Below are 26,763 nucleotides of genomic sequence, written 5' to 3' on the forward strand. Positions count from 1 at the left end.
AAATAATCCTTATCTTTGCAGCCTCAAAAAAATAATAAAAAATCAGAGATGATAACAATCGAACAACTTAAAGACGTGAAAGAGCGCACTGATGCGCTGAGGAGGTACCTTTGACATCGACAATAAATTAATTCAGGTCGAAGAAGAACAATTGAGAACTCAGGCTCCCGGATTCTGGGATGATGCAAAAGCAGCCGAGGCTCAAATGAAAAAAGTAAAAGGAATCCAGGGATGGATTGAGGGATACAATGAAATGAAAACTCTAGCTGACGAGTTGGAACTGGCTTTTGACTTTTACAAAGACGAACTGGTTACTGAAGCTGAAGTTGATGAAAACTATGCAAAAGCTGTTGAAATGCTTGAAAATCTGGAGCTGAAAAATATGCTTCGTGAAGAAGCTGATCAGCTGGGATGCGTTTTAAAGATAAACTCGGGTGCCGGTGGCACGGAAAGTCAGGACTGGGCTTCTATGCTGATGCGTATGTATATGCGGTGGGCAGAAGCAAATAACTATAAACTGACTATCAATAACATTCTTGATGGGGATGAAGCCGGAATAAAAACGGTTACCATGCAGGTGGAAGGTGATTATGCTTATGGATATCTGAAGGGAGAAAATGGTGTTCACCGCCTGGTGCGTGTATCGCCTTTCAATGCTCAGGGAAAACGAATGACTTCATTTGCTTCAGTCTTTGTTACGCCTTTAGTTGATGATTCCATCGAAATAGAAATTAATCCGGCAGATTATACCTGGGATACATTCCGTTCGGGTGGTGCCGGTGGACAGAACGTAAATAAGGTTGAAACGGGTGTTCGTATCCGCTATAACTACAAAGATCCGGATACCGGTGAAACACGTGAAATTCTGATTGAAAATACGGAGAGTCGTTCTCAGCTGGATAACCGTGAGAACGCCATGAGATTGCTTCGTTCACAGTTGTATGACATTGCCCTTCAGAAGAAGATGGCTTTACAGGCTAAAGTTGAAGCCGGAAAGAAGAAAATAGAATGGGGATCACAGATTCGTAGTTATGTATTTGATGACCGCCGGGTGAAGGATCACCGCACAAACTTCCAGACTTCGGATGTAGGAGGAGTGATGGATGGCAAAATAGATGGTTTTATCAAAGCATATCTGATGGAATTTGCCGGTGAATCGGAAGAATAATCTGTTATTAAGAAATGGCGATGTACTCTTGTAAATATTTGTTTTCTGGTAGAAATTATTTTTTAAATAAATATTGCTTGCAATATGATATTTTATTTTTAATTTTGGAGGAAACACGCAAGGGAACATGTTAAACCTAATAATTTAAATGCCATGGGAAAGAATAAAAAGGCTATAAACGCTAAAAAGGAAGAGCTTCAGGCTAAAAGAGTATTTCAGATTGTAGTTGTTGCACTAATTATTTTGTGTTTACTACTGTTGCTTAGTTCTTCTTTATTTTCATAAAGTTCAAGCGGAAGAGGAGAACCTTTTCCGCTTCTTTATTTTCTTCCCAAGGCAGCAATAAACATTATATTACAATAATTTAGTTATGAAAAAACTAACATTGCTCCCTCTTTTGGGTTTGTTATCGGTATCTGCTTTTGTATTTGCAGCAGAACCAGGTTCTGTGTCAGAGAACAAGAGTGTAACTCCTTTGTTCAATTTATCTCAAAGTGATTTAAAAGTTTCTTTCGGTGGACGTATTCAGATGGATGGTGCTGCTTACTATGGAGGAGATTATCAACCGCTTGCTAACGGGGTAGGCTTTCGTCGTGTAAGACTTAACACAAATGCTTCTTTCGGGAAAAATCTTTCAGGTAAAGTAGAAATGGATCTTGCCGGAGGTGCTTTTACTTTGAAGGATTGTTTTATTAAGTACGATTTCCTGAATGGATTGAATTTCCGTTTGGGTAACTTCCAGGAAGGTTTTTCTATGCTTACAATGACTTCCTCTGGAGATTTCCTTTTCATCGAACATCCGAATGTTGTTTCAGCCTTTTCACCAGAATATCATATTGGTTTGCAGGGAGCTTATCAAAAAGGGCAATTCCTTGGACAAGCTGGCGTTCATTTCCAGAAGATAAATGGCAGTACAGAAAAAGATTATGTTGATGCAAACCTTAAAGCCGGACAGGACGAAGGTGTATCTTATACATTCCGTACTATCTGGATGCCTCTTTCTAAAGCAAAAGATAAGGGATTCCATTTAGGAGTTGCTGCTTCTTATCGTACTCCAAAAACAGATGTGGGTTCAGGAAAGGTAAATACTGTTAGATATAGCACTGCTTCTCTTTCAGGTATTGACAAGATTAAGTTTATGGATACTAAAGATATTACTTCTGTAAACCATGACTGGTTGCTAGGCACTGAACTTGCTGCTTTTTCTCACGGTGTTCGTTTCCAAAGTGAATATATCCTGAACCAGACTCACAGAATGAGTGACTTAGCTACAGAAAAGTTTAATGGATATTATGCAGAGGTTGCTTGTCTGTTATTTGGTGGTCAGCAATCTTATGTTGCAAGTAAAGGTGCCTTTACTCAACCTCTTTGTGGAAAAGAGTGGGGAGATATAGAATTGGCTGCCCGTTTTGACCGTTTGGATATGAATGGGAAAAGCGTTAAGGGTGGTGACTCTAAAGGATACACATTGGGCATTAACTATTATGCAAGCAAGAACCTGAAGTTTCAGCTGAATTACTCTTATGTGGATCATGATAAATATGCAAATGCAGGTGGAACTGTTGCAGTAGGTTATAAGAGTGCTACTCAAGTGACAAAGGTTCCTTCTGAAGTTATTGAAAGTTTTGGTAAGGTGGGTAACGATTATAGCATTGTTACGCTCCGTGCTCAATTAAATTTCTAATTTATGGCACAGGAAATAGAAAGAAAATTCCTGGTAAAAGGAGAATTTAAGTCATTGGCTTATTCTCAGAGTCATATTGTACAAGGTTATATAAGCAGTGCGCATGGGCGCACTGTTCGTATAAGAATACGCGATGAAAAGGGATATCTTACAATAAAAGGTGCATCTAATGCTTCTGGTATGAGCAGATACGAATGGGAGAAAGAGATTCCGTTTAATGAAGCTCAGGAACTGATGAAGCTTTGTGAACCGGGCATTATCGACAAAACCAGGTACTTGGTTAAAAGCGGAAAGCATACTTTTGAAGTTGATGAGTTCTATGGCGAGAATGATGGGCTTATTCTGGCTGAAGTAGAACTTAACTCTGAAGATGAATTGTATGAAAAACCTTCGTTTATTGATGAAGAGGTGACCGGAGATATCCGTTATTACAACTCAAATTTAATGAAACACCCTTTCAGAACCTGGAAATAATTTTATTTGTCTGAAATATTTCTTTATATTTGTATATAAATGACTATTCTCTAATCTGTTATACTATTAGTGGTTATCACGGTTCTTTCAAAATATAATAGATAAGTTAGTATTCATATACTAAATAGAAAAACTAAAGATTATGGAGAAGATCTATCAAATATTCCCACAGGAACTTTTTACGTTTGTTCTGGTAACTCTTTTTTCCCTTCTTATTGGTCTTTCGCAACGCAAGTTGAGTTTGAAGAAGGAAGGAGAAGGAATAGATAAAACCTTTTTCGGAACAGACCGTACGTTTACCTTTATCGGGATTCTTGGTTATCTGCTTTATATTCTTGATCCTGTAAATCTGTTCCTTTTTATGGGTGGCGGATTGGCTCTAATTATTCTTTTGGGGCTTAACTATTATGTAAAGATGTCTCAGCACAATATTTATGGAATTACCAGCATTATTACCGGTTTAATCACCTACTGTCTTGCTCCGATTGTAGAAACCCAGCCTTCCTGGTTCTATATCATGGTTGTTGTTACCGTTCTACTTTTTACAGAAATGAAGAGTACTTTTACGGAGATTGCACAGCACATGCAGAATGACGAAATGATTACCCTGGCAAAGTTCCTTGCTATCAGTGGTATTATTCTTCCAATGCTTCCCAATGAGAATCTTATTCCGGGGATAAACCTTACTCCCTACACAATATGGCTTGCTACTGTGGTTGTTTCCGGCATTTCTTATCTCTCTTATCTGCTGAAAAGATATGTGTTTCATCAATCCGGTACATTGGTTGCCGGCATTGTAGGAGGATTATATAGCAGCACTGCTACTATTTCAGTCTTGGCCCGCAAATGTAAGCATGCAAAGGAAAGAGAAATCCCCGAATATGTGGCCGCAATGCTGATGGCAGTGAGTATGATGTATCTTCGATTCCTTATACTGATACCGGTGTTCAGCGTAGAGATATTTCTTTCTGTTTATCCTTATTTGCTTATTATGTCATGTGTATCGATAATAATAGCTTGGGTTATTCATAAAAAAACCGATTTTACCGAGCTAACAAAAGATGCTGAAGACGATCGTGAAGAAAGCAATAACCCTTTAGAGTTTAAAGTTGCTTTGATTTTTGCATTGCTATTTGTTGTCTTTACAGTTGTTACCCATTACACATTTAGCTATGCAGGAGCAGAGGGATTGAATATACTTTCGTTTGTATCGGGCTTAAGTGATGTTACGCCATTTGTATTAACCCTTCTCCAGGGTACCGGAAGCTTAGCTGTAAGTATGGCCGTGGCTTGTACATTGCAAGCTATTGTGAGCAACAATCTTATGAAAATGTGCTATGCTTTATTCTTCTCAGGCAGGAGAAAAGAGATGCTTCCTTATCTTACTATCGGCTTTACTCTTATAATAGTGCTTAATGTGGCGCTTCTAATCTTTTTCTACTTGCATTAAGCCGGGGATTACACTTCTTATTATATAAAAACTCCCGCTACCTATACTGTATGTAATTGATAGCAGGAGTGCTTTTATAAGAAAGATTATTGAATACAGATTGGATTTACATATCAAAATGAAGAATTAATCCGATGGAAACGGGATGAATTTCAGGTCCTTTTCCTCCTTCAAAAAGAGTTTGTGGAGAGTATCTTGCATACATTCCGAAACATCCTACACCTGCTTGTACCAGGAAATCCATTGATATAGGGCGAATATTTAAGTCGCTTCCTAGCTTTTGCTTATGACTACCACTTTCATCGTTTAGTTTTACTTTGGAAGAAGAGCATAACTTTACATTACCCACAACGCCTGCCGATAGATAGAGGGGACCTGTGTGTGGAATCTTTTTTTGATATTCAAGCAGCAAAGGAATGGTGAAGTAGGAGGTATGCAGCTTGCTGTCGTCATATCTTCCTCCTGCAGGAGCAGTTCTCAGTTCTGTAACCCCGTTAACCTCAATAAGTGCCTTGTTTCCTTCAAAGTGATAACTGTTAAAACGGAACCCGGTTCCACTAACAATAGCTAATCCACACTTAGATATATTCCATGCACGTTCGTAAAAATTCAAAATGAATTCCTTTGAACTACTTGATATCAGATCAACCCCATTTACATTGTTCAGGTTCATTTTGTTGTCGGCAAAACTGCAAAAGCCCATTCCAAAACCTGCCCAGTGAGGGTCTGTTATTCGATTTGAAGATGAATGTCCTGATCCTAGCTTCGGAATAGGGATGTTTATACTATTGGACATGCGTTTCTCTGTACTTTTTCCATCCCGGTATATGCCTTCAAATATTTGATCATTCTCTATGGTGTCGCCTTGAGCCTTTTGTTCGTATACCTTGATTTTAATTTTATCGTTGTTCTCTTTAATCACTATTTTTTTCCCGTTTACATAAATTGTAGTGTCGGAAGGAGCTATCTCCCCAGCCATTAAGAGTGTGGGAAATATTAAAAAAACAAGTAACATAATTTTTTTCATACTGTTCTGTATTTGGTTGTGAGTTATAAATCTTTTTTCATAAATAGCAAAGTAATAAGATCGTCAGATTCCAGTTCTCCTTCTATATAAACCAATGTAGCCGCTCCTTTTTTACTGAGTTTAAAAAGTATAAACCGGTTAAGATCTTCTTTTCTTGAAGGAAGCTGATAATAACCCGATACAAGTTGGCCGCCTTCAATAATCTCTTTTATTTTCTTTGCGCCTTTTTTGTCCGTTTCAAGGCATTGACGTATTTCGGGTAAAGCCCTGTGAGAGTCTTTGATTGTGATGCTCTTATACTTTTCCATGCTATAGGTTTCCAACATCTCTGTTGACAGCTCTACCATGGCAACTCCTTTTTGTTTTCCATATCTTTCGAAAATGGAAGCTATTCTTAACCCGCTTTGTGCCTCACAAACCACAGGGAAACACCCTGAGAGTATAAGCATAAGCAGTAAAAACCGAATTCTTTTCTTCATTATTCTCTGTTTTTAATCTGTTAATCTTTAAATAATTCAGTAAAAACCTCATCTTTGGAAGTGGCCACTTCCTGAAGTGAAGCATTTGCATAAGCCTTAATTGTTGCTTCGTCGGTATAACATTTACCATTAATTACTACATAATTCCTTTTGCAAGAATCATCAGATTGTTGAAAGAATGTAGATATTCCTATTGCCATAACAATGCAGGCCGCTATTCCGCTAAATGTATAGACCAACGTTTTTCTTCGTGGAATAGCCATCTTATTAGCCTTTACAGTCTTTTTGGCCTGTTCTGTGCTTATTTCATTATCGAAGTAAGCAAACATTGGCTTATAGCAAAGCAAGTGCTCTGGAACGTTTTCATTTGAAAAGTAGTCCCTTATCCATTGCTCTTCTTCGCAGGAAGTCTCTCCTTCAAAGTACTTATTAAGCAAAGCGTCTATTTTCATTCTGATTCTCCTTTCTCTCGTTTGTTAATTGCAGGAATACCTCCCTGACTCTTTTTCTAGCTCTCGACAAGTTCATTCTTACTGCCTGAATATCACAACCGGTTATTTCAGCAATTTCTTCCGATTCATACCCTTCTATATCTTTCATCCGGATGATTGTTTGCTGTAAGGGTGGGAGAGTCTCCATTATCTTCCCTATTAACTGCACCTGGTCATTTGCCACAAGTGTTTGTTCGGGATTATCCCATCCAGAGAGAACTTTGATCTCATCGAGTCCCACAGATGCATGAACCGGCGATTTCCATCTGTCAATACAGAGATTTTTTACAATCTCTGTGGCTAGTGCATCAATGCTGCGATATTCGTCCAGCTTTTCACGCATGCGCCAAAGCTTAAGAAAAGCCTCCTGAACAATATCTTCAGCATCGGAGGTTTCTTCAGTCATCTTTCGTGAATAATTAAACAGCTTTTCACGAAGTGGCAAAACGTTTATTTTGAATTGTTCGAGATTCATCTATGTATAATAGACGAAAAAGGGATGAAAACATAACATTCATCCCTTTGTTTTTACAAAAAAAATATTTTGTGGAAGATTAATCTGTTTTTGATAAGTTCTGAGTTTATGCCTTATTCTTAGATTTACAGAGATTTAGATAGATTAAGTATATTAATATGTCCTCTTTACCGCATTCATAAAGTACGGTAAAGAGGCCTATTTTTATTTTGAATTATAGCTTAATAAATTCAACCCTGCGGTTTTTAGCTTTATTCTCAGGGCTGCTATTGTCTGCAATAGGTGCACTTTCTCCTTTTCCATCCGTTTCAATTCTGGAGCCGTCAATCTTGAATTCACTAATCAGGTATTGCTTAACATTTGCAGCTCTTCTTTTTGATAAATCCAGATTAAGTGCATCATCGCCATCACTGTCTGTATGGCCAATAACCTTAATCCGAACTGCGGGATTCTCATTCAGTACGTTTGCAATTTCGCGTACCGATCCGTAAGATTCGGGCTTTACTATATCTTTTCCTGAATCGAAATAAATGCCATAAGAGATAACTTTTCCTTCGGTCAGCAGTTTGCTCCTGGTATCGGGAGAGGCGGTTGTAACTTTAAGATTCGTTATATACGGGTGGCTGTTACGATCCCATCCGTTGAACACTATCTTGTTAAACTTTGTAGTACTGTGAATGTTGGTTGGAATATCAAGAACCTTTGCCCCCAGATGATAAATACGCACTCTTCTTTTCTGTACCCAGATAATTATATGGTTTACCTTTTCGGTAATCACCGGGTTGGTATTTGATGAACCACTAAGATTCTCACCTCCTGGCTTGTATCCGGTAGTTTCCCAGCCATCTTCCGGAATTACTATTTTTAAGCCATGAATTCCTGGCCATGCGTCATCATTTATCTCCTGTGGCCTTTTCGGATCGTCCTCATAAATATTAAGAATTGTTCCGCGGGAGTAATCTTTATCCGGAACAAAATCGAACTCAAATATAAAGTTTTCGGGGAAATCAATCTTCTTTGTATAACAGTAAACAGCATCTTTTCCATTCATGTGCAACCAGTTTCCCGATGCTATATTTAACTTCTTGACTTCTCCAGTGCTGTTACCTGTCCATTGTGCAGGAAAGTCGCCTATGGCATCTTGTGAAAAGTCTTCGAAAAAGATAATTTTATCTCCCGGTATAAAGTCGTACTGAGAATAGCTCTCCAGTTTGCCTTTTTCCGTAGACTCCACAGAGCTCTTTTCTACTTTGCTATTATCATTTGTACCTTTCTTTTTTGTTGTTGTTTTATCCAACTCTTTATCAATAGCCTGATCGGTTTTCTTCTCAACCTTATTCTCTACTTTATCCTTAACTTTCTCACCTATTTTCTTTAGCCAGCCTTGTGCATTTGTATTGGCGAATACAAATAGAAAAAGTACTAAAAACAGAATTCTATTATTTTTCATAGCTTTAGATTTTAATATTGAATATTGTTTGTTTAAAAGTAAAAGGCACCAAGCACAATGGATAATAGCAATGAGATAACTACCAGGAAGATAATTGAGGTCAGGAAGTAGGAGGTTACTTTTTCTTCGGGTGTTTTCATCATTGGAGTTAGTCCGATGTATAGAATATAAAGACCGTATAAACCGAAAATCCCAGCGATTGTTGACATCGATGGAAAAAGATAAAAAACTCCTGCAACAAACATGGGTGTATATGAATAGACAACTAGCTGAAAAGCTTTATCGAAATTCTCTAAAGAGCTGAATCTTGGTGCTAGTTTGTTTATTATAAATGCTGTAAGATAAACTCCGGCAATCATGCTAACATAAGACGTTGCCGCATGGCGGAAACCTAAATCAATTGATCCGAAATGCGCTCCAAGCACATTATAACCAACCAGGCCGTAGCCTATAAATCCACAAACGGCGGGGATAAGAGCCAACAAAAGTAAATAAGAAGTTAATAGCTTACTTGCTGAAATTTCTTCAGTTTCTATAACCAACCATTCTGTTTTAGGAGACAGAATAATGTTCTTTGCTCGTTCAATTGTATTCATAATACTTTTGATTTTTGTTAGTAGAAAAGAGATAGTATGCTGAGTTAATTATTTGTTCTTAGCATTCTTTTTAGGCGCATCATAAATAAATTCTCCATAAAAAGAGATGGACTGCTTATTGTTAGGAGTTACACGTACATCTGCCGATCCTGATGAGAAAATCTTTATCCAGTAAATATAGCTGTCTTCATCATTTCGGGTTCTGAAACTTATATTTGCAGTACCTTTTTTATCAAAAAGGACTTTGTAGTCTGTTATTTTTTCATCGAAAATTAATCCTTTAGCTCGACCTCCGTAAGGTGCGGAGTAGGCAATACCAAAATATGGCAGGTAGGAGAATACGGAATCATTCCTTATTTCTACGGAATAGTTTGATGTAAGATGTCTGCTTGGGCCTCTCATAGGTAAGGCAGTATTGACTTCTACATTTATCTTCTGAGCTTCTATAAGCTCTCTGATCGTTTTACTGATCTCTTCTTGTTTCTGCTTTTTGCTTTGTGCATTCATCGGTAAAGACAAAGCAATAAAGGCAGCAAACAGGCCAATAATTATTTTTTTTGCTTTCATCTCTGTAAAGTATTGATGTTACAGATAATAAACGCTTAGAGACGATAAAATGTTGTGAGGTAATGTTTTGAAATCTTTCGGGAGAGAATATTGTTTAGACCCGGGTCTCAGTATGCTTTACACCCGGGTCTAAAGTGTGCTGAGACCCGGGTCTAAAACTGTCTTTGATGTATATCAAACTGAATTTTCTTCAGTATAAGTTATATATTTACTTCTTGTCTTTTTGAGAAGTTCCTGGTAAGTCCAGAATTGTTCTTGGCGTAAACGAAGCAGGCATTGGCATTTTATAGATTGATTCTCTCAAAAATGTTCGCAAAGATTGGTAATCAGTATATTTTGCCTGTTCTTCAACTGTTATTATTTCACCGATTCCAATTCGTGGATTCTGCTTGCTTTTATTAAATACCTCATAGGGCATCCTTATCAGACGAACTCTCCAGTCAATTAATCCCAGTGAGTAGAAGAATGGTGAATTTTGATCAAAGAAGCGGATCGGAACAATTGGCACATTAGCCTTTTGAATGAGTCTGACAACGCTTTCCTGCCATTCACGGTCTCTTACACATCTGTCGCGCAAGCTGAGGTCTGAAACAGCTCCTGAAGGGAAAAAACCAACAGGATGATTATCGTGAAGACGCGTTAGTGTTTCGCGGATGCCGTTGATGCTTGTTGTAGATACTCCGTTATCTTTATTTCCTTTGGGCTTAACCGAAATAAAGTTCTCTTCCATAGGTTCAATTAGAGAGAGAAACTCATTAACCATCACTTTATAGTCCGGACGTATTCCAGCCATCAGATCTATCAGCATAATTCCATCTATTCCTCCATAAGGGTGATTGGATATAGTGATAAACCCACCTTGAGGCAGTTCTTTTAAACGTTCAACATTTCCAATGCGATAGTTAACGTTTAAGTTATTTAATAAACTCGCTGCAAATTCAGCGCCTTTATAATCGCATGATTGCTCGTATAGCCTATTAACCTTATCTATAGCAAAAAGCCGAATGACAAATTTAGCCAAACGATTCCCCAATTTGCCTTTAAAAATCGGAGAGGCTTTTTCAAGGTTTTCTGCTTCAATTAATGTCTTTCTCAAAATACAAAAAATTAATAGTTACCATCAACGCCCTGAAACGTAGGTCTTTTCTGTTTTAAGACTAGTACGCTCTTTTTTAAAAACCCATTTTCGTTGAAGTGTATAATTTATAGCTAAGGAAACAATTAGATCGGTAATAATACGACTAAACTCATAATCAATATGATGAACAGTCGTGAAATAGTATGTTCCGGCAGATTTTAATGCAATACTGTTCAATGCAACAAGAGTAAATCTGATTAGCTGACTTCTGTATGAGTATTTATAAGAATCTGCCTTAGATTGGAAAGCCCACGATTTATTTATAGAAAAATTGATAAACGCTCCGATGGTTCCGCCGATAACAATTGAGATTGTATAATGTATACCTAGCAGTTCTGTGCATAGAATCATTGTTATGTAATCAACAATTCCACCTATGCCGCATGATATCTGGGCTTTTGTGAAAACGAATAATTTCTCAATCATTTGTTTTCATTCATTTTGGTTGTTCTTTCAGTGATATCCCGGCTGTCTGCCAATCGTAAAAGGTTTCTTGTATCATTAATGTTTGCAATAAATAGCATAATACATATTACACCTCCCGAGTATATGATAGAGCCTTCGAAAAAGACTTCGAGTACAAGGATTAGTGATATAAAGATTCTAACCTCTGTAGGGCCAAACAGTCCGCTGTCTATGCTGTATTTATCAGTAATTTTATATCTCAACAAGGTGGTAATCATTTCCCAGCCGTACATAACAATGAAACCATATCCGATTAAGTACCAGGGACTTCCAACGTAAACCATATATCCAATACCTATTAAGATATCAGTGATCCAGTCTACTGTAATATCTAGAGAGAATCCGTACCATTTTCTTGGAGTGTTACGGTAATATGCCACTCTACCATCAAGAGAATCGCCAAACCAGTTTATTGCGAAGCCTAATACACCAAGTAAAAGGAAGTATATATTAATGTGAGCTGCCAGTATAAAGCTAGACGCTGTTATTACGCTACCCATGAAGCCGATAGCGGTCAACATATCTGAGCTTATATATTCAGGAATACGTTGAACGAAAAAAGCCAGAGCTTTTTGTTCCTGAACTTTCAGCAGGTTAGTTCTATGTCTACCTTTTGAAATGGTGGATAATGTTTCTACTTTCTCTCGAGATAGGTTATTTTTCATTTGGTTGTTTTTAATATTATAAATTTACTACGAACGTTTTATATTTATATTAAATATTTCGTTAAAAGCTAATAAAGTACAAAAATACGAATATTTTCCATTGAAAAGAATTAAATTTTGTAATTTACGAAATATAAAAGATTGTTAATATCTTATTTACATCAAAATTGTTCATTCAAATCGTCAAAACAAATCAGGATTTTCTATCTTTTCTTCCAATGCTTCATGAATACAGGAATCTCATATCCAAGCATTACTATCCATCCTACAAGGCATGCAAAGGCTATTCCCGACAGTCCAAATCGAGGAGCTAAAAAATAAGCAGCAATAACTCTGGCTGCAATTTGAAAAAATGTAGAATTTAACGTTACCCTTAGTTTTCCTATTCCACGGAAAAAGCCTTGAAGTACATTTGTTATGGCAGGTAAAAAGTAAAAGAAGGCCATTGTCTTCAGATATGATACGCCGGATACAATCACATTTTCTCCTTCATTGCCAACAAAAAGATAAGTCAGCCAATAGGATCCGAAGAAAATGCCAAGCATTAATACGATGCTATATGTAAGTTCTATTTTAAAGGATGAAATAAATCCCTTTCTCATCCTCTCTGTTTTTCCTGCTCCCCGGTTTATTGCTAAAAATGTTGTGGAAGAGTTAGCAATGCTTTGTTCGGGCGCAAGAACAAAGTCGTCTATGCGATTAACCGCATTAAAAGCAGCAATGGAATGTACGCCTAGAGGATTAACAGCTCCTTGGATAAGTAGTTTGCCTACGTATAGACAAATTTGCTGCATTGCTGCAACTGAGCTGTAATTTACTGTACTTCTAAGCAATGAACGGTCAAAAACAAATTCAGAACGTTTAAATTTAAGTATCGGGATTCTTATCCATACATAGAAGATGCATAGAAAAGCAGATATTGCCTCTGCTATGACAGTTGCCACGGCCGCGCCTATTACTCCCATTTTAAAGATAACAACGAATATAAGGTCCATAATAACATTCAGGATAGATGACGTTATCAGAAAGTAGAGCGGAGTTTTAGAGTTCCCCATGCTACGCAAGGCTGAAGCATATATATTGTATGTAAAAGTAAAGATTAAGCCGAAAATTATTATCTGGAGATAATGGGTAGCATCATCTATGATTTCAGCCGGAGTATTCATTAACAATAAAATAGGGCGGGATAGGAGTATACCCAGAATAATGATAGTTAGGGTAAAGATACCGCCAGAAATAAAAGACGTTGAAATTTCACGCTTTAGTTTAGGATAATCACCAGCCCCATAGAATTCGCTCATAAGAACTGACATTCCCAAACAAATACCAACGATCATAAAAATAACAATATTCATAATAGGTCCGGCTGCTCCAACTGCGGCCAATGCATTTGTGCCTACAAACCTACCTACAATTATAGAATCTGCGGCATTGTATGTCAGTTGGAAGAAGTTGCCAAGTATTAAAGGAATAGCAAAGCGAATTATCTGTGGTGTGATTCTGCCAACAGTCATGTCGGCCGTATTTTTATTTTTCATTTTTTATATTTCAATATTTGCCATTAAATATGATGATTATAACAAAATGAATTTTTCAGATAGAAGATTATAAGGTAGGGGATTTTAGTTTTTCTTTTAAAACGGATCTATCAAACAAAGATTCAATCCCAGGTTTCTTACTTCTTATTCAGATTATCCAAATTTATGCTTAAGATTTCAATACCTCAGGATTTTGGTATGATCCAATAATAAGAAGAGTCGTGATAAAAAGAAAAAGACCTGCAAAATATTGCAGGTCTTTCTGAAGTGCGGCTGAAGGGACTCGAACCCCCACGACTCTCGTCACTAGATCCTAAGTCTAGCGCGGCTACCAATTACGCCACAGCCGCATTTGCGGTTGATGTCGCACTTCTGTTTAGCGGTTGCAAAGGTAGGAATAATTTCTTTATGTGCAAACAAAATCCAATTTTATTTTCTATTTTTTTAAAAAAGCTCGTGCTCGCTCTATAATGGTATCAATTCCTTTACTATAATCAGTGGATGAAATATCCACTTTTATATCGGGATCAATACCCCATTCTATCTGTTCCATATTGGCATCAAAATGAGGACTGGACGAGAAACGAACATTCCATCCGTTGGGCAATTCGGAAGTAAAAGGTAAACCAGAACCACCTCCGGTTTTGTCTCCTATGATAGTTACTAATGGCAGCATACGCATACTGTTTACAAAATCGTTCGTGGCACTATAACTTCTACGATTGGTAAGTACAGCTACCTTTTTTTGCCACCTGATGCTATTGGATGGTTCCAGATAAATAGGATAGGGTTCTGAGAAATCTGTATGTTCTATTCCTGTTTTGTGACGTATATAACCAGTAAGCACCTTTTCGTTAGTGAAGCGTTCTGCCAGTTTGGTGGCGTTTGTAATGGTACCTCCGCCATTATTACGTACATCAATTATTAATCCGTCACAAATAGCCAGATTGCTCAGTACTTCGTCCAAATTACCATCACCAATGCCTGCAGAGAAACTTCCATAATAAATATAACCAATATTATCGTCCAGGACTTTGTATTTTATTCCTGATGCAATACGGTAATCAGTTCCGAGATAGTTCTTTTGTATGCTGTCACTGAAATTCATGGGGTAATCTTCGTACCATTTCCAGTAACGTGCAACATCGTTGGCCGAATACAGATTAACATGTCCGTCTTTTAGTTCGGCAAGCATATCCCCAAGCACCTGAAACAATCCATCGGTCGTCATATCGGCAGAGATTCTTTTCTTATATTTTGTGTGAATAGCATCCCAGTCAATATTCTTATAATCAAGGAAACAATATTGCTCGTCAATAATTGACCATAATTCTTCGAAATTGCCTTCGGGTGTGTCGCTGTAAGTAGCTTCTTCCACGCACGAAGTCATGATAAACAGGAGAGAGCAGATGGCGATGCTCCAACTTATATAATATTTAATATGTTCTTTAAATCTCATTACGATTAATTGTTGTATTACACATTAATACGCTCTTAGTTTTGCCGGAAGCGGATTTCCATTTTTGCTCTTTACAATGTAGAGGTCTTTCACAAAGCCCACCATGAAGATATGCGAATAGGTATGTGTTTTTAGCTTATTGACTTTAGATTGCTGAATATCCCAAAGATAGTTGAGTCGTATTTTTGTACATCCCACCGGAAAGTCCAAAGAGAACAACTGACGAATTGAAGGCTGGTTATTCAGGCTGGTGAATTTAATAACTCCTTCGCTATTTCCTAAAGTAAAAATCTCATAGTATGATTGTCCGTAGTTGGGTGAAAACATAACACCAGCTACAGGAACATTTGCCTGATAACGAGCTACAAACTGATAATTCTTAATTTTGAACCGATAGATAACCATGCCGGACGCTGCAATATTTGCATACGCTTTAGCTGATGCAGGATTATTAGAATTCTGTAGATTATAGACGAATCCACCGTTTATGTCACTTAATCCACCTGCAAGTAGCTTTAGATTATCGTTAATGCGAAACTGATAATGCAATCCATAGTTCCAGTTTACCAATCCGGCAAAAGTATTATTGTTATCTACCCGATTGTGGGTATACGAAAGGTTTGCCTGAAAAATATTCTGCAACGATACATTCCCGTCAAATAGCTTGGTCATTCTGATTGTTTCCCTGACAACACGCCCCTCCATACCAGTATATTCCTGTGGTGAAAGGTAGGTATCGAGTAAGTTTGTATATCCTATACCATAAGTTATGGCGCGAGTAACAAAACGGTTGGCCTGCAATGAATCGCTTTGGGCGGAGATAGTTCCACTCAGTCCAATAAGAATGACAAGTAATGCAGTTATTTTTCTCATTAGTTCATTTTGTGTTTAGCAGACATTGTGGAACTTGCAAAAACTTTATCTCATCAGAATAATTTCATTTGTCCTGTAATCTCATCAATAATATCACCTTCACTTTTATCTTTGTCCGGATCCATGTTTTCAGTTTCGGCATCTTCGTCTTCGGAATCTTTGTTGTCCTCACTGTTTGGTTCCGGGAAGCGGGTTGGTTCAAGCTCGTTTATTGCGCCAATGGCAAAGGTTGATATACGTTTTCCTTTAGCCTTGAAACTTTTAACCGAGATAAACTCTTCCGCATCTATTATTAATGTTTCACGGAAGCTGTCGTTCCCTCCAAATATAACTTCAAAACGAGGATAGAACTCATCTGTAAGAAGAATCAGTTTATTATCCTTGTTATCACCCAGATAGTTCTGCTTGCGCGAAGTAGCATCGAGTGTGAAACGTTTCAGATAAGGATAATTCTGCTGATCGGCATCATAAAGAGCTGCACACCATACTTTGTTTGGATCGAATTTCTCAACGATACTCACATTGTCTTCGTAGTGATTGCTGAGATCGAAGTTGGATAAATAGAATTCTCCGTTATTGAGCAAAACAAGAATAGAATCATCACTCTGGAATTCACCAAGATATTCTCCTCGTCCATCATAATTAAGACGTAATACATCCCGGTCGAACCAAACTTTTCGTCCGCCCAGAGTAGAACCTCCTTTTTGTTTCAGACCAACTTTATGAACATCATTCTTAGTTAATAAATTACCCATAGACTGACGTCCCTTAATAGCTATTTCACTAAAATCCTTTTCAAAAATAATTTTGCGGATTCGAGGATTAGGCTTCAATGTTACTTTAATTACTTCTGCTTCTCCATTAGGATTTGCACTGAAATAAACAATCCTTGATCCGGGAGTTCCCTGACTAACATCATATTCCTTGTCGCGAGTCATTGCCGTAACATTGAATCGCTTAATGTAATGGAATCCTTCTTTTCCATCGCGGTAAACAACATTATAGATGGTACGCTTGTCATTCTTCTTAAAGATGTTTACATAAAGAATGTTCTTGCCCACAAACATTTTGTCGGCCACACGAACAATCTTGTATTTTCCGTCACGGTAGAAGATAATCACATCATCAATATCAGAGCAATTGGCAATATACTCATCCTTTTTAAGAGCAGTACCAATAAAACCTTCTTCGCGGTTTATGTATAACTTTTCGTTGGCTTCTACTACTTTAGCGGCCACGATTGTATCGAAATTACGAAGCTCGGTTAAACGTGGATAGTTTTTCCCGTATTTGTTTTTGAGCATTGTATACCAATCTACGGTATACTCAATAATATTTGCCAGGTGTTTGTCAATCTCCTCAATCTCAGCCTTCATTCTGGCAATCAGTTCTTCAGCTTTCTCTGAATTAAACTTGAGGATGCGTCCCATCTTTATCTCCATCAACTTAAGGATATCCTCCTTAGTTACTTCTCTGATAAAGTATGGATAGAAAGGGGTTAAACGGCTGTCAATATGCTCACAAGCTTCGTCCATAGATTTAGCCTGTTCAAATTCTTTGTCTTTATATATACGTTCTTCGATGAAAATTTTCTCCAAAGAACTGAAATGCAGGCTTTCCTGTAATTCGCCTTTATGAATAAGCAGCTCTTGTGTAAGTAAGTATTTAGTATTGTCTACAGACTTTCTCAGAACATCACTTACCCGAAGGAAGTGAGGCTTTTGCTCATCAATAACACAACAGTTTGGTGAAATGCTTATTTCACAATCGGTAAATGCATAAAGTGCATCAATTGTTTTATCAGAAGAGACACCGGGAGCCAGATGAACGAGAATCTCTACCTGAGCAGAAGTATTATCGTCTACCTTCCGGATCTTGATTTTTCCTTTATCAACCGCTTTTAAGATTGATTCAATAACAGTGGTTGTATTCTTGCCGTAAGGAATCTCCGTAATGGCCAGTGTCTTATTATCAATTTTGGTAATCTTTGAACGGACCTTTACGCTTCCTCCGCGTTCGCCATCATTGTATTTGGATACATCGATAGCACCCCCGGTTTGGAAATCGGGATAAAGTTCGAACTCTTCATCGTGAAGATAAGATATGGAAGCATCACATAATTCGTTAAAGTTATGCGGCAATATCTTTGAAGAGAGTCCCACAGCAATACCTTCTACGCCTTGAGCCAGAAGAAGAGGGAACTTTACCGGCAGTGTAATAGGTTCTTTATTTCGTCCGTCATAAGATTGTTTCCACTCAGTGGTTTTAGGGTTAAACACCACATCGAGCGCAAATTTAGACAGACGGGCTTCAATATAACGGGGAGCTGCAGCACCATCGCCGGTAAGTATATTACCCCAGTTACCTTGGCAGTCCACTAATAAGTCTTTCTGTCCAAGTTGTACCAGTGCATCACCAATAGAAGCATCACCGTGAGGGTGGAACTGCATGGTGTGACCAACAATATTTGCCACTTTGTTATAACGTCCGTCGTCCAGTCGCTTCATGGAATGAAGAATACGTCGTTGAACAGGCTTCAGTCCGTCATTAATATGGGGAACTGCACGCTCTAGAATTACATAAGAAGCGTAGTCAAGAAACCAGTTCTGATACATACCAGACAGCTGGTGCTTAATGTTTTCGTCTTGAGAACCAACAGGTTTATAGTCTGAATGTTCGTTGCTGTTTGCTAATTCTTCTTCTGTTGAGTTCTCTTCTTCTATGAAATTCTCTTCAGAAGAAGGTACTATATCGTCGTTCAATTCATTTTTATCGATTGTGTCGTCACTCATAAATCTTCTCTTTCCTCTTTTTCGGTATCGTTTTTAACAACAAATTATGTTTTTTACATCATTATGGGGTGATGTGCAGACAAAAATACGAATTTTATTGAAAAAATTCATTTACTTTGCATTTTATTTCTGGTAAGCAAGTTAACAAATAAAACAAAAGATATGGCACAAGAAGATGTTTTTAAGAAAATTGTATCACACTGTAAAGAGTATGGTTATGTATTCCCTTCAAGTGATATTTATGATGGACTTGGAGCAGTGTATGATTACGGTCAGATGGGAGTTGAGTTGAAGAATAATATTAAGAAATATTGGTGGGACAGCATGGTGTTGCTTCACGAAAATATTGTTGGTATTGACTCAGCTATATTTATGCACCCTACAATTTGGAAAGCTTCCGGTCACGTTGACGCTTTCAATGACCCTTTGATTGATAACAAGGACTCTAAAAAACGCTACCGTGCGGATGTGCTTATTGAAGATCAGCTTGCTAAATATGATGAAAAGATTAATAAGGAAGTTGAGAAAGCCCGCAAGAAATTTGGTGAATCATTTGATGAAGCTCAATATAGATCAACTAATCCACGTGTACTGGGTCATCAGGAAAAACGTGATGCTTTGCACACTCGTTTTGCTAAGGCTTTAAATGATAATAACCTGGATGAACTTCGTCAGATTATTGTTGATGAAGAGATTGTATGTCCTATTTCTGGCACAAAGAACTGGACAGAAGTTCGTCAGTTTAACCTGATGTTCTCTACGGAGATGGGTTCTACAAGCGATGGTGCAATGAAGGTTTATCTTCGTCCGGAAACAGCTCAGGGTATTTTCGTAAACTACCTGAATGTACAGAAAACCGGTCGTATGAAGATACCTTTCGGTATTGCTCAGATTGGTAAGGCTTTCCGTAACGAGATTGTTGCCCGTCAGTTCATTTTCCGGATGCGTGAGTTCGAACAGATGGAAATGCAGTTCTTTGTTCGTCCGGGAGAAGAACTTAACTGGTTTAAATTATGGAAAGAACAACGTCTGAAATGGCATAAAGGACTTGGTTTTGGAGATGCTAAATATCGTTTCCACGATCACGATAAGTTGGCTCACTACGCTAATGCTGCTACAGATATTGAATTTGAAATGCCATTCGGATTTAAAGAAGTAGAAGGCATCCACTCTCGTACAAACTTTGACTTGAGTCAGCACGAAAAATATTCAGGAAAGAATATTAAATACTTCGATCCTGAGTTAAACGAATCATATACTCCGTACGTAATTGAAACATCTATCGGTGTAGACCGTATGTTCCTTAGCGTAATGTGTGCTTCTTATTGCGAAGAAACTCTTGAAGGTGGCGAAACACGCGTGGTACTTAAATTGCCAGCTGCACTTGCTCCAATTAAACTTGCTGTTATGCCGCTTGTTAAGAAAGATGGTCTTCCTGAAAAGGCACGTGAAATTATCAATGACTTGAAGTTCCACTTCAATTGCCAGTACGATGAAAAGGATTCAATTGGTAAACGTTACCGCCGTCAGGATGCTATTGGTACTCCATACTGTGTAACTGTAGACCACCAGACTCTGGAAGACAACTGTGTAACTATCCGTCACCGTGATACAATGGCTCAGGAAAGAGTTGCAATCTCTGAACTGAATAATATCATTGCTGATAAGGTTAGTATCACTACTCTTTTAAAGACTTTGATTTAATATAAGGATATTGATATAAAGTTAAGGCCTCTGTTCCTGTTCGGGAATCTGAGGCCTTAATTATTTTTAGTGCTTACTATGCTTTTTGATTCTTATTCCTTTGTTTTTAAAAACTCAAAGGAAGATTAATCTTTCCTTGTACAAAACATTTAATTCTTCTGTACAAAAGAAAGAATTGTTCTGTACAGAAGAATGCATTCTTTTGTACAAGATGTTATAGACTATTCGGTTTGTTTTTTAAAAGTTCAGGCTAAGTTCTCGTTATTGTTCAGAAGAATCATTTCTTCAATGTTCTCTCTTGTATTGCTTAGTCTTGGAACCTTGTGCTGTCCGCCTAATTTCCCCTTCATTTTAAGCCAGTCAATAAACAGACTTTTGCGGGCTACAATAACCTCTAAAGGCTGAAGCGCAATGTCTTTATACCTTTTAGCCTCGTAATCAGAGTTAAGCTCCTTTAAAGTTGAATCTAAAATATCTGCAAACTTATCTACAGAGTCGGGCATTACGGCAAATTCAATCAGCCATTGGTGACGGCATTTTGCATTCTTGTCCATAAATACAGGCGCAGCAGAGTATTCGCATATTTGTGCTCCGGTAGCGGCACATGCTTTAGCCAGCCCTTTTTCTGCATTATCTATTATGAGTTCTTCTCCAAAGGCGTTAATAAAATGCTTTGTTCTGCCTGTAATGACAAACTTATATGGATTCTTTGACGTGAATTTTACTGTATCGCCAATCATATATCGCCATAAACCACAAGAAGTGGTTATTACCATTGCGTAGTTCTTGTTTAATTCTACATCGGCAAGACAATAGATTTCCGGATTCTCCTGATGAAGTTGGTCCAGCGGTATAAATTCATAGAAAATGCCGTAATCAATCATCAATAACATGGCAGGGTCGGATAGGTCGTTCTGAACCCCAAAGAAGCCTTCAGAGGCATTGTATGTCTCCACGTAATGCATCTTGCTTGTCTGTATAAGCTGCTTGTACTGCTCACGATAGGGGGCAAAACTTACTCCACCGTGGAAAAAGACTTCCAGGTTAGGCCAAACTTCTTCCAAAGTTTGCTTTCCGGTGATTTCCAGAACCCTTTTTATCAGCACCAGAAACCACGAAGGAACTCCGGAGAGATTTGTTACATTCTTATTAATTGTTTCTTGAGCTATCCGTTCTATTTTGCTTTCCCATTCACTCATTAACGCAATCTCTTTACTTGGAACGCGTATCAGGTTGAATAGAGGATTGATATTCTGAATAAGTATTGCCGATAAGTCGCCAACAAGTCCGTGCTTTGAATTCAGATTCGGGCTGTGGCTTCCTCCAAGGATTAACCCTTTTCCTGAAAAGAAGCGGCTTTCAGGGTTAATTTGAGAATACAGAGCAACGCAATCCTGACCACCGCGATAATGAATGTCTTTTAAAGCTTCACGGCTTACAGGCAGGAATTTACTTTTATCGTTTGTAGTACCAGATGATTTTGCAAACCATTCAATTTTGGAAGGCCATAAAAGGTTTTGTTCTCCCGAACGTATCCTTTCAACATACGGTTTAACATCGTCATAAGTCTGTACGGGAACTCTTTTTTTGAACTCCTCATAAGAGCCGATGCTGTTATAGTCGTACTTTCTTCCCCATTCAGTATGATTGGCTTCTTTTAAAAGCCTGGCAAGTACTTGTTCCTGGATAGATTGTGCGGCTGTATTGTATAATGCAAGTTCTTTTAGTCGTGGAATGAAAAATTTACTAATCAGCTTTGTACTGTTCATTATGTATTCGATAATAAGTTCTATATCTTATGCAAAAATAACCTTATTTATTATATTTATACTCTCCCGAATATATTTTTTTACTGTTTTTCTTATTGCTTCTATTTTTTTCTATCTTTACGCTCATATTAGAATTAAAATTTTAGGGTATGAGAATAGGTATATTGACTTCGGGTGGAGATTGTCCGGGAATTAACGCAACAATAAGAGGCGTTTGCAAGACGGCGATGAATTTTTACGGAATGGAAGTGGTTGGTATACATAGTGGCTTCCAGGGTTTGCTGACAAATGATGTGGAATTCTTTACAGAAAAATCGACGTCGGGGCTGCTAAATCAAGGTGGTACTATTCTAGGAACTTCGAGAGAAAAACCTTTTAAAAAGAAAGGCGTCTCACCAGATATTGATAAACCCGCAATAATGGCGGAAAATATACAAAAGCTCGGACTTGATTGTGTGGTCTGTATTGGAGGAAACGGCACCCAGAAAACTGCAGCAAAGATGGCAGCTATGGGGCTGAATGTGGTTTCTGTACCAAAGACAATCGATAATGATATCTGGGGCACAGATTTCTCCTTTGGATTCGATTCTGCGGTTAATATTGCTACTGATGCTATCGACAGACTTCATTCTACTGCCAGTTCTCATAAAAGAGTAATGGTAATTGAAGTTATGGGGCATAAGGCTGGCTGGATTGCTCTTTATTCGGGCATGGCTGGCGGAGGAGATGTAATATTGATACCCGAAATAGAATATAGTATTAAGAACGTTGGCGAAACGATAATGAACCGCCTGAAAAAAGGAAAACCGTATTCTATTGTAGTTGTAGCAGAAGGTATTAAAACGGGCGATGGAAAGAGGGCGGCAGAATATGTTGCCCGAGAAATAGAACACGAAACCGGAATTGAAACAAGACAAACAGTTCTGGGATATATTCAGAGAGGAGGAGCACCAACACCTTTCGACCGGAATTTATCGACCCGTATGGGAGGGCATGCAACAGAACTTATTGCCAACGGGGATTTTGGGCGAATGATAGCGTTGCAAGGAAATGAAATTTCTTCAATACCTTTAAGTGAAGTTGCCGGGAAATTGAAATTAGTAACCGAAGATCAAGATTTGGTTGTTCAGGGTAGGAGAATGGGAATTTGTTTTGGATAAGAAAAGAGCGAATACAGAATGACTTAACCCAGAAGAGGATTGTTGGGTATCAATTGTTCAGTTACGCTGATATTTGATTCTTGTTCCTCTTCTAATACCATTTCATTGTTTTGAGGTTCGAAAGAATCGGTTATTTCGGCCTCTAACTCGGTCGCTTCTGTTTCCAGAGTGGTTTCTGCTTCCAGAGTTGCAATCCCGGAATTCTCATCATCCTTTGCAAGAATCTCTTTTTCAGCTATAGCTGCTTCTGCTTTCTTTCTTGCTTCATCAAAGATTTCTTTGAGGAAATTTGGTGTGGTCTGAATCTTTTTCAGTGCCATCTTAGCAGCATTTTGCTGAGATTCTTTTTTCGAATAGCCTATTCCTGTTCCTGCAGAAAGCCCTTCAATAAGAATTTCTGATTGGAAGATAGGGTTCGATTCTTTATCGAGAAATTGTTCTATAAGTTCAAAAGAGGCTATAACTTTGTTCTTCTGAGTCCATTCAATCAGTTTAGATTTGAAATTTACCTCTTTCTTTGCCACTTTGTCCAGATCAATAAAGCGCTTAATAATCTTAACTTCTATGAAATGCTTGCAGACATTATAACCCCGGTCCATATAAATGGCACCTACCAATGCTTCAAAGGCATTTCCGCTCATATAGCTGTTGTGTGAAGATGTGCGGGTGGAGTATTTTATCAGCTTGTCGAGGCCAATTTCTACGGCAAGTTTATTAAGAGTTTCCCGTTGAACTATTTTAGAACGTGTATTCGTTAGAAAACCTTCTTTTTTGCCTTCGAATTTCTTGTAAACAATATCTGCTACAATAGCGTCAAGAATAGCATCTCCTAAAAACTCAAGTCGTTCGTTATTCAGAGGTCGGCCCTTTTCGGACTTTATAGAAGACGATTTGTGGAGTAAAGCCTGTTCGTAAAGGCTTATGTTGCGAGGATAGAACCCCAAAATAGAATAAAAACGAGAATAAGACTCTCTATCCTTGCGGAACAAGAGCCTTATTCTATCTATTTTGTTGTTTAACACAATCTTATTCGCTGTATTTTTTAAAGATAACGCATGCATTATGCCCACCAAAACCAAAGGTGTTAGAAAGTGCTACATTAACTTCACGCTTTTGCGCCTTGTTAAAGGTAAAATTCAAGTTATAGTCAATGTTTTCGTCATTGTCTCCATCTTCATGATTGATAGTTGGAGGAACGATTCCATTTTTAATAGCCAGAATACTTGCAATAGCTTCAACAGCACCGGCAGCACCAAGAAGGTGGCCAGTCATAGATTTAGTGGAACTAATATTCAGCTTATAAGCATGTTCGCCAAATACTTCCTTGATTGCTTTCGATTCTGAAATATCACCTACAGGAGTAGATGTTCCGTGAACGTTGATATAATCAACTTCTTCCGGTTTCATTTCAGCGTCTTCCAATGCATTCTTCATTACCAACATAGCTCCTAAACCTTCTGGGTGAGAAGCTGTTAAGTGATATGCGTCAGCAGAAAGGCCACTTCCAACAATTTCAGCGTAAATTTTTGCTCCACGTGCTTTGGCATGTTCCAATTCTTCCAAAACGAGGCATCCGCCACCTTCACCCATAATGAATCCATCGCGGCTTGCGCTGAATGGGCGAGAAGCTCTTGTTGCATCCTCGTTTCGTGTTGACAAAGCGTGCATTGCATTAAAACCGCCTACACCTGCTTCAGTAATAGCTGCTTCAGATCCACCGGTTACAATTACATTTGCTTTGTTCAATCGGATATAGTTAAATGCATCAGCTATAGCGTTTGAAGAAGTTGCACAAGCAGATACAGTTGCAAAGTTAGGACCGTGAAAGCCATACATGATGGAAATCTGTCCTGCTGCAATATCCGAAATCATTTTTGGGATAAAGAAAGGATTGAATTTTGGGCCGTTTTCTTTGTTGGTAGCATAGTTCTTTACTTCTTCTTCAAAAGTTTGGATACCACCGATTCCAGCACCAAAGATTACACCAATTCTGTTTAAATCTTCTTTCTCAAGATCAAGAGCTGAATCTGTTACAGCTTGTTTAGCTACAGCAACTGCATACTGTGTGTAACGATCCATCTTTCTTGCTTCCTTGCGATCGATGTATTGATTTGCATCAAAGTTCTTTACTTCGCAAGCGAATTTAGTTTTAAACAAAGACGTATCAAAATGAGTAATAGGTCCTGCTCCGCTCACACCATTGACCAAATTTTCCCAAAATTCGGGAATAGTGTTGCCTATAGGAGTAAGAGCACCAAGACCTGTTACTACAACTCTTTTTAATTCCATATTATGAAATCAGAATTAAGCTTTAGCAGTTTCGATGTAAGATACAGCGTCACCTACAGTTGCGATCTTTTCTGCTTGATCATCAGGGATAGAGATTCCGAATTCTTTTTCGAATTCCATAATAAGTTCTACAGTATCAAGTGAATCTGCACCTAGATCATTTGTGAAGCTTGCTTCTAATGTAACTTCAGATTCTTCAACGCCTAATTTATCAACGATAATCGCCTTTACTCTTGATTCAATTTCAGACATAACTTTAAGTTTTTTAATTAATAAATTGAATTATTTTTTTAAATTTGCAGCTGCAAAGGAATGAATATTTATTGTTTCGAGCAAATATTTAACCAATAAATTTCATTTGTTTGCACATTTTTCACGATTTTGTGCACAGATTAGCGGTTTTATGAGTATAAAAATAGCAATATTTGGTTCAGGTTCAGGTACGAATGCCGAAAATATCATGCAATATTTTAATGGCAATCTGTCTATTGAGGTTGCTTTGGTTTTATCTAATAAGGCTGATGCTTATATATTAGAGAGAGCTAGGTTGCATCATATCCCTTATGCTGTGTTTACTAAAACTGATTTTAATAATACTGTAGAACTTCTCTCTTTGCTTAAAGAACATGAAGTTGATTTTATTGTTCTTGCCGGTTTTCTTCTTCAGATTCCTGTAGACCTGATTCATGCGTATCCTAATAAAATTATAAATATACATCCGGCTTTACTTCCTAAGTATGGTGGAAAAGGGATGTATGGCGACCGTGTTCATGACGCTGTGATTGCATCGGGCGATAAATTCTCTGGTATTACTATACATTATATAGATGAGCATTATGATTCTGGCAGTATAATTTTTCAGGCAAAATGTGATGTGCTTACAACGGACACTCCTAATGATTTGGCCACAAGGATTCATGCTCTGGAATATAAATACTTCCCCAAAGTAATTGAAGATACTATCTGCAAGGAATTTAAGTTGTCTTCTGAATGATCTGAAAGCATAATTTGTTACAAAGTAAAAGTGGTGGTGCTAAACTTTCCCAAAAA

General features: G+C 37.9%; 26 protein-coding genes and 1 tRNA gene. 8 read left to right on the plus strand and 19 right to left on the minus strand.

The genetic code is table 11. The features are described 5' to 3' along the window. The first annotated feature begins 48 nt into the window (after positions 1-48). The 5 genes from prfB to BUC21_RS06825 all read left to right on the plus strand — a co-directional run bounded on the left by prfB (position 49) and on the right by BUC21_RS06825 (position 4,776). Positions 49-1,168 (plus strand): peptide chain release factor 2 gene (gene prfB, locus BUC21_RS06810; protein WP_139261318.1). Its coding sequence is split into 2 segments (ribosomal slippage): positions 49-111 and positions 113-1,168, totalling 1,119 coding nucleotides; the frame shifts between segments, so codons are not numbered across the junction. A gap of 153 nt (positions 1,169-1,321) precedes the next feature. Continuing rightward, positions 1,322-1,453, plus strand: a complete 132-nt coding sequence (locus BUC21_RS16700) for a hypothetical protein (RefSeq protein ID WP_262483232.1) — start codon at positions 1,322-1,324, stop codon at positions 1,451-1,453. 85 nt (positions 1,454-1,538) lie between these two features. Next, complete coding sequence (locus tag BUC21_RS06815; RefSeq protein WP_073400565.1) at positions 1,539-2,852, plus strand: OprO/OprP family phosphate-selective porin; 1,314 nt, start codon at positions 1,539-1,541, stop codon at positions 2,850-2,852. Between the two features lie 3 nt (positions 2,853-2,855). Then, a complete protein-coding gene (locus BUC21_RS06820) occupies positions 2,856-3,326 on the plus strand; it encodes a CYTH domain-containing protein (RefSeq protein ID WP_073400567.1) in 471 nt (156 codons plus the stop codon). Between the two features lie 142 nt (positions 3,327-3,468). Next, positions 3,469-4,776, plus strand: coding sequence for an MgtC/SapB family protein (locus tag BUC21_RS06825; protein ID WP_073400569.1), 1,308 nt, complete (start codon positions 3,469-3,471; stop codon positions 4,774-4,776). Between the two features lie 106 nt (positions 4,777-4,882). Here the strand turns inward: BUC21_RS06825 and BUC21_RS06830 are convergent, their stop codons facing one another. The 15 genes from BUC21_RS06830 to BUC21_RS06900 all read right to left on the minus strand — a co-directional run bounded on the left by BUC21_RS06830 (position 4,883) and on the right by BUC21_RS06900 (position 18,791). Next, positions 4,883-5,803 (minus strand): hypothetical protein, encoded by a 921-nt coding sequence (locus tag BUC21_RS06830; protein ID WP_073400571.1) that lies wholly within the window; start codon positions 5,801-5,803, stop codon positions 4,883-4,885. Positions 5,804-5,826: 23 nt separating this feature from the next. Next, positions 5,827-6,282: a DUF6108 family protein gene (locus BUC21_RS06835; protein WP_073400573.1), complete on the minus strand. Its 456-nt coding sequence runs from the start codon at positions 6,280-6,282 to the stop codon at positions 5,827-5,829. Positions 6,283-6,302: 20 nt separating this feature from the next. Beyond that, positions 6,303-6,734, minus strand: a complete 432-nt coding sequence (locus BUC21_RS06840; RefSeq protein ID WP_073400575.1) for a hypothetical protein — start codon at positions 6,732-6,734, stop codon at positions 6,303-6,305. Next, on the minus strand, positions 6,712-7,248 hold the full coding sequence (locus BUC21_RS06845; protein ID WP_073400577.1) for an RNA polymerase sigma factor: 537 nt from the start codon (positions 7,246-7,248) through the stop codon (positions 6,712-6,714). The genes BUC21_RS06840 and BUC21_RS06845 overlap by 23 nt, the downstream gene beginning before the upstream one ends. 214 nt (positions 7,249-7,462) lie before the next feature. Then, positions 7,463-8,698 (minus strand): OmpA family protein, encoded by a 1,236-nt coding sequence (locus tag BUC21_RS06850; RefSeq protein WP_073400579.1) that lies wholly within the window; start codon positions 8,696-8,698, stop codon positions 7,463-7,465. 32 nt (positions 8,699-8,730) lie between these two features. Further along, positions 8,731-9,294 (minus strand): Yip1 family protein, encoded by a 564-nt coding sequence (locus BUC21_RS06855; protein ID WP_073400581.1) that lies wholly within the window; start codon positions 9,292-9,294, stop codon positions 8,731-8,733. A gap of 48 nt (positions 9,295-9,342) precedes the next feature. Then, complete coding sequence (locus BUC21_RS06860; protein ID WP_073400583.1) at positions 9,343-9,861, minus strand: DUF4251 domain-containing protein; 519 nt, start codon at positions 9,859-9,861, stop codon at positions 9,343-9,345. 208 nt (positions 9,862-10,069) lie between these two features. Further along, complete coding sequence (locus tag BUC21_RS06865) at positions 10,070-10,957, minus strand: 1-acyl-sn-glycerol-3-phosphate acyltransferase (protein ID WP_073400585.1); 888 nt, start codon at positions 10,955-10,957, stop codon at positions 10,070-10,072. A 24-nt stretch (positions 10,958-10,981) separates the two neighbouring features. Further along, positions 10,982-11,425: a GtrA family protein gene (locus tag BUC21_RS06870; protein ID WP_073400587.1), complete on the minus strand. Its 444-nt coding sequence runs from the start codon at positions 11,423-11,425 to the stop codon at positions 10,982-10,984. Then, a complete protein-coding gene (locus BUC21_RS06875; protein WP_073400589.1) occupies positions 11,422-12,129 on the minus strand; it encodes a CDP-alcohol phosphatidyltransferase family protein in 708 nt (235 codons plus the stop codon). The genes BUC21_RS06870 and BUC21_RS06875 overlap by 4 nt, the downstream gene beginning before the upstream one ends. A gap of 203 nt (positions 12,130-12,332) precedes the next feature. Next, positions 12,333-13,667, minus strand: coding sequence for an MATE family efflux transporter (locus BUC21_RS06880; protein ID WP_073400592.1), 1,335 nt, complete (start codon positions 13,665-13,667; stop codon positions 12,333-12,335). Between the two features lie 268 nt (positions 13,668-13,935). Next, positions 13,936-14,017 (minus strand) — tRNA-Leu (locus tag BUC21_RS06885). Positions 14,018-14,103: 86 nt separating this feature from the next. Next, positions 14,104-15,126: a S41 family peptidase gene (locus BUC21_RS06890; protein WP_073400595.1), complete on the minus strand. Its 1,023-nt coding sequence runs from the start codon at positions 15,124-15,126 to the stop codon at positions 14,104-14,106. Positions 15,127-15,150: 24 nt separating this feature from the next. Beyond that, positions 15,151-15,999 (minus strand): DUF3316 domain-containing protein, encoded by an 849-nt coding sequence (locus BUC21_RS06895; protein ID WP_073400598.1) that lies wholly within the window; start codon positions 15,997-15,999, stop codon positions 15,151-15,153. A gap of 53 nt (positions 16,000-16,052) precedes the next feature. Further along, positions 16,053-18,791: a DNA gyrase/topoisomerase IV subunit A gene (locus tag BUC21_RS06900; protein ID WP_073400600.1), complete on the minus strand. Its 2,739-nt coding sequence runs from the start codon at positions 18,789-18,791 to the stop codon at positions 16,053-16,055. 162 nt (positions 18,792-18,953) lie between these two features. Between BUC21_RS06900 and BUC21_RS06905 the strand changes: the two genes are divergently transcribed. Continuing rightward, entirely contained in the window at positions 18,954-20,495 is a 1,542-nt protein-coding gene (locus tag BUC21_RS06905) for a glycine--tRNA ligase (RefSeq protein WP_073400602.1), read from the plus strand. Positions 20,496-20,740: 245 nt separating this feature from the next. Here the strand turns inward: BUC21_RS06905 and BUC21_RS06910 are convergent, their stop codons facing one another. Next, positions 20,741-22,264: a GH3 auxin-responsive promoter family protein gene (locus BUC21_RS06910; RefSeq protein ID WP_073400604.1), complete on the minus strand. Its 1,524-nt coding sequence runs from the start codon at positions 22,262-22,264 to the stop codon at positions 20,741-20,743. Positions 22,265-22,413: 149 nt separating this feature from the next. Here BUC21_RS06910 and BUC21_RS06915 point away from each other — a divergent pair, with 149 nt between their 5' ends. Then, entirely contained in the window at positions 22,414-23,424 is a 1,011-nt protein-coding gene (locus BUC21_RS06915) for an ATP-dependent 6-phosphofructokinase (RefSeq protein WP_073400606.1), read from the plus strand. A gap of 23 nt (positions 23,425-23,447) precedes the next feature. On the opposite strand, the gene rnc is transcribed toward BUC21_RS06915, so the two are convergent. Genes rnc through BUC21_RS06930 form a run of 3 tightly spaced genes read right to left on the minus strand, consistent with a single transcriptional unit; the run spans position 23,448 to position 25,965 of the window. Beyond that, entirely contained in the window at positions 23,448-24,485 is a 1,038-nt protein-coding gene (gene rnc, locus BUC21_RS06920; RefSeq protein WP_083547629.1) for a ribonuclease III, read from the minus strand. Next, entirely contained in the window at positions 24,451-25,713 is a 1,263-nt protein-coding gene (fabF, locus tag BUC21_RS06925; RefSeq protein ID WP_073400608.1) for a beta-ketoacyl-ACP synthase II, read from the minus strand. Before fabF ends, rnc begins: the two co-directional genes overlap by 35 nt. 15 nt (positions 25,714-25,728) lie before the next feature. After that, a complete protein-coding gene (locus BUC21_RS06930) occupies positions 25,729-25,965 on the minus strand; it encodes an acyl carrier protein (protein WP_073400610.1) in 237 nt (78 codons plus the stop codon). Positions 25,966-26,116: 151 nt separating this feature from the next. Between BUC21_RS06930 and purN the strand changes: the two genes are divergently transcribed. Then, positions 26,117-26,707, plus strand: a complete 591-nt coding sequence (purN, locus tag BUC21_RS06935; protein WP_073400612.1) for a phosphoribosylglycinamide formyltransferase — start codon at positions 26,117-26,119, stop codon at positions 26,705-26,707. Positions 26,708-26,763 lie beyond the last annotated feature (56 nt).

Origin of the sequence: Bacteroides luti (genome assembly GCF_900128905.1) — a bacterium.
GTDB lineage: Bacteria > Bacteroidota > Bacteroidia > Bacteroidales > Bacteroidaceae > Bacteroides > Bacteroides luti.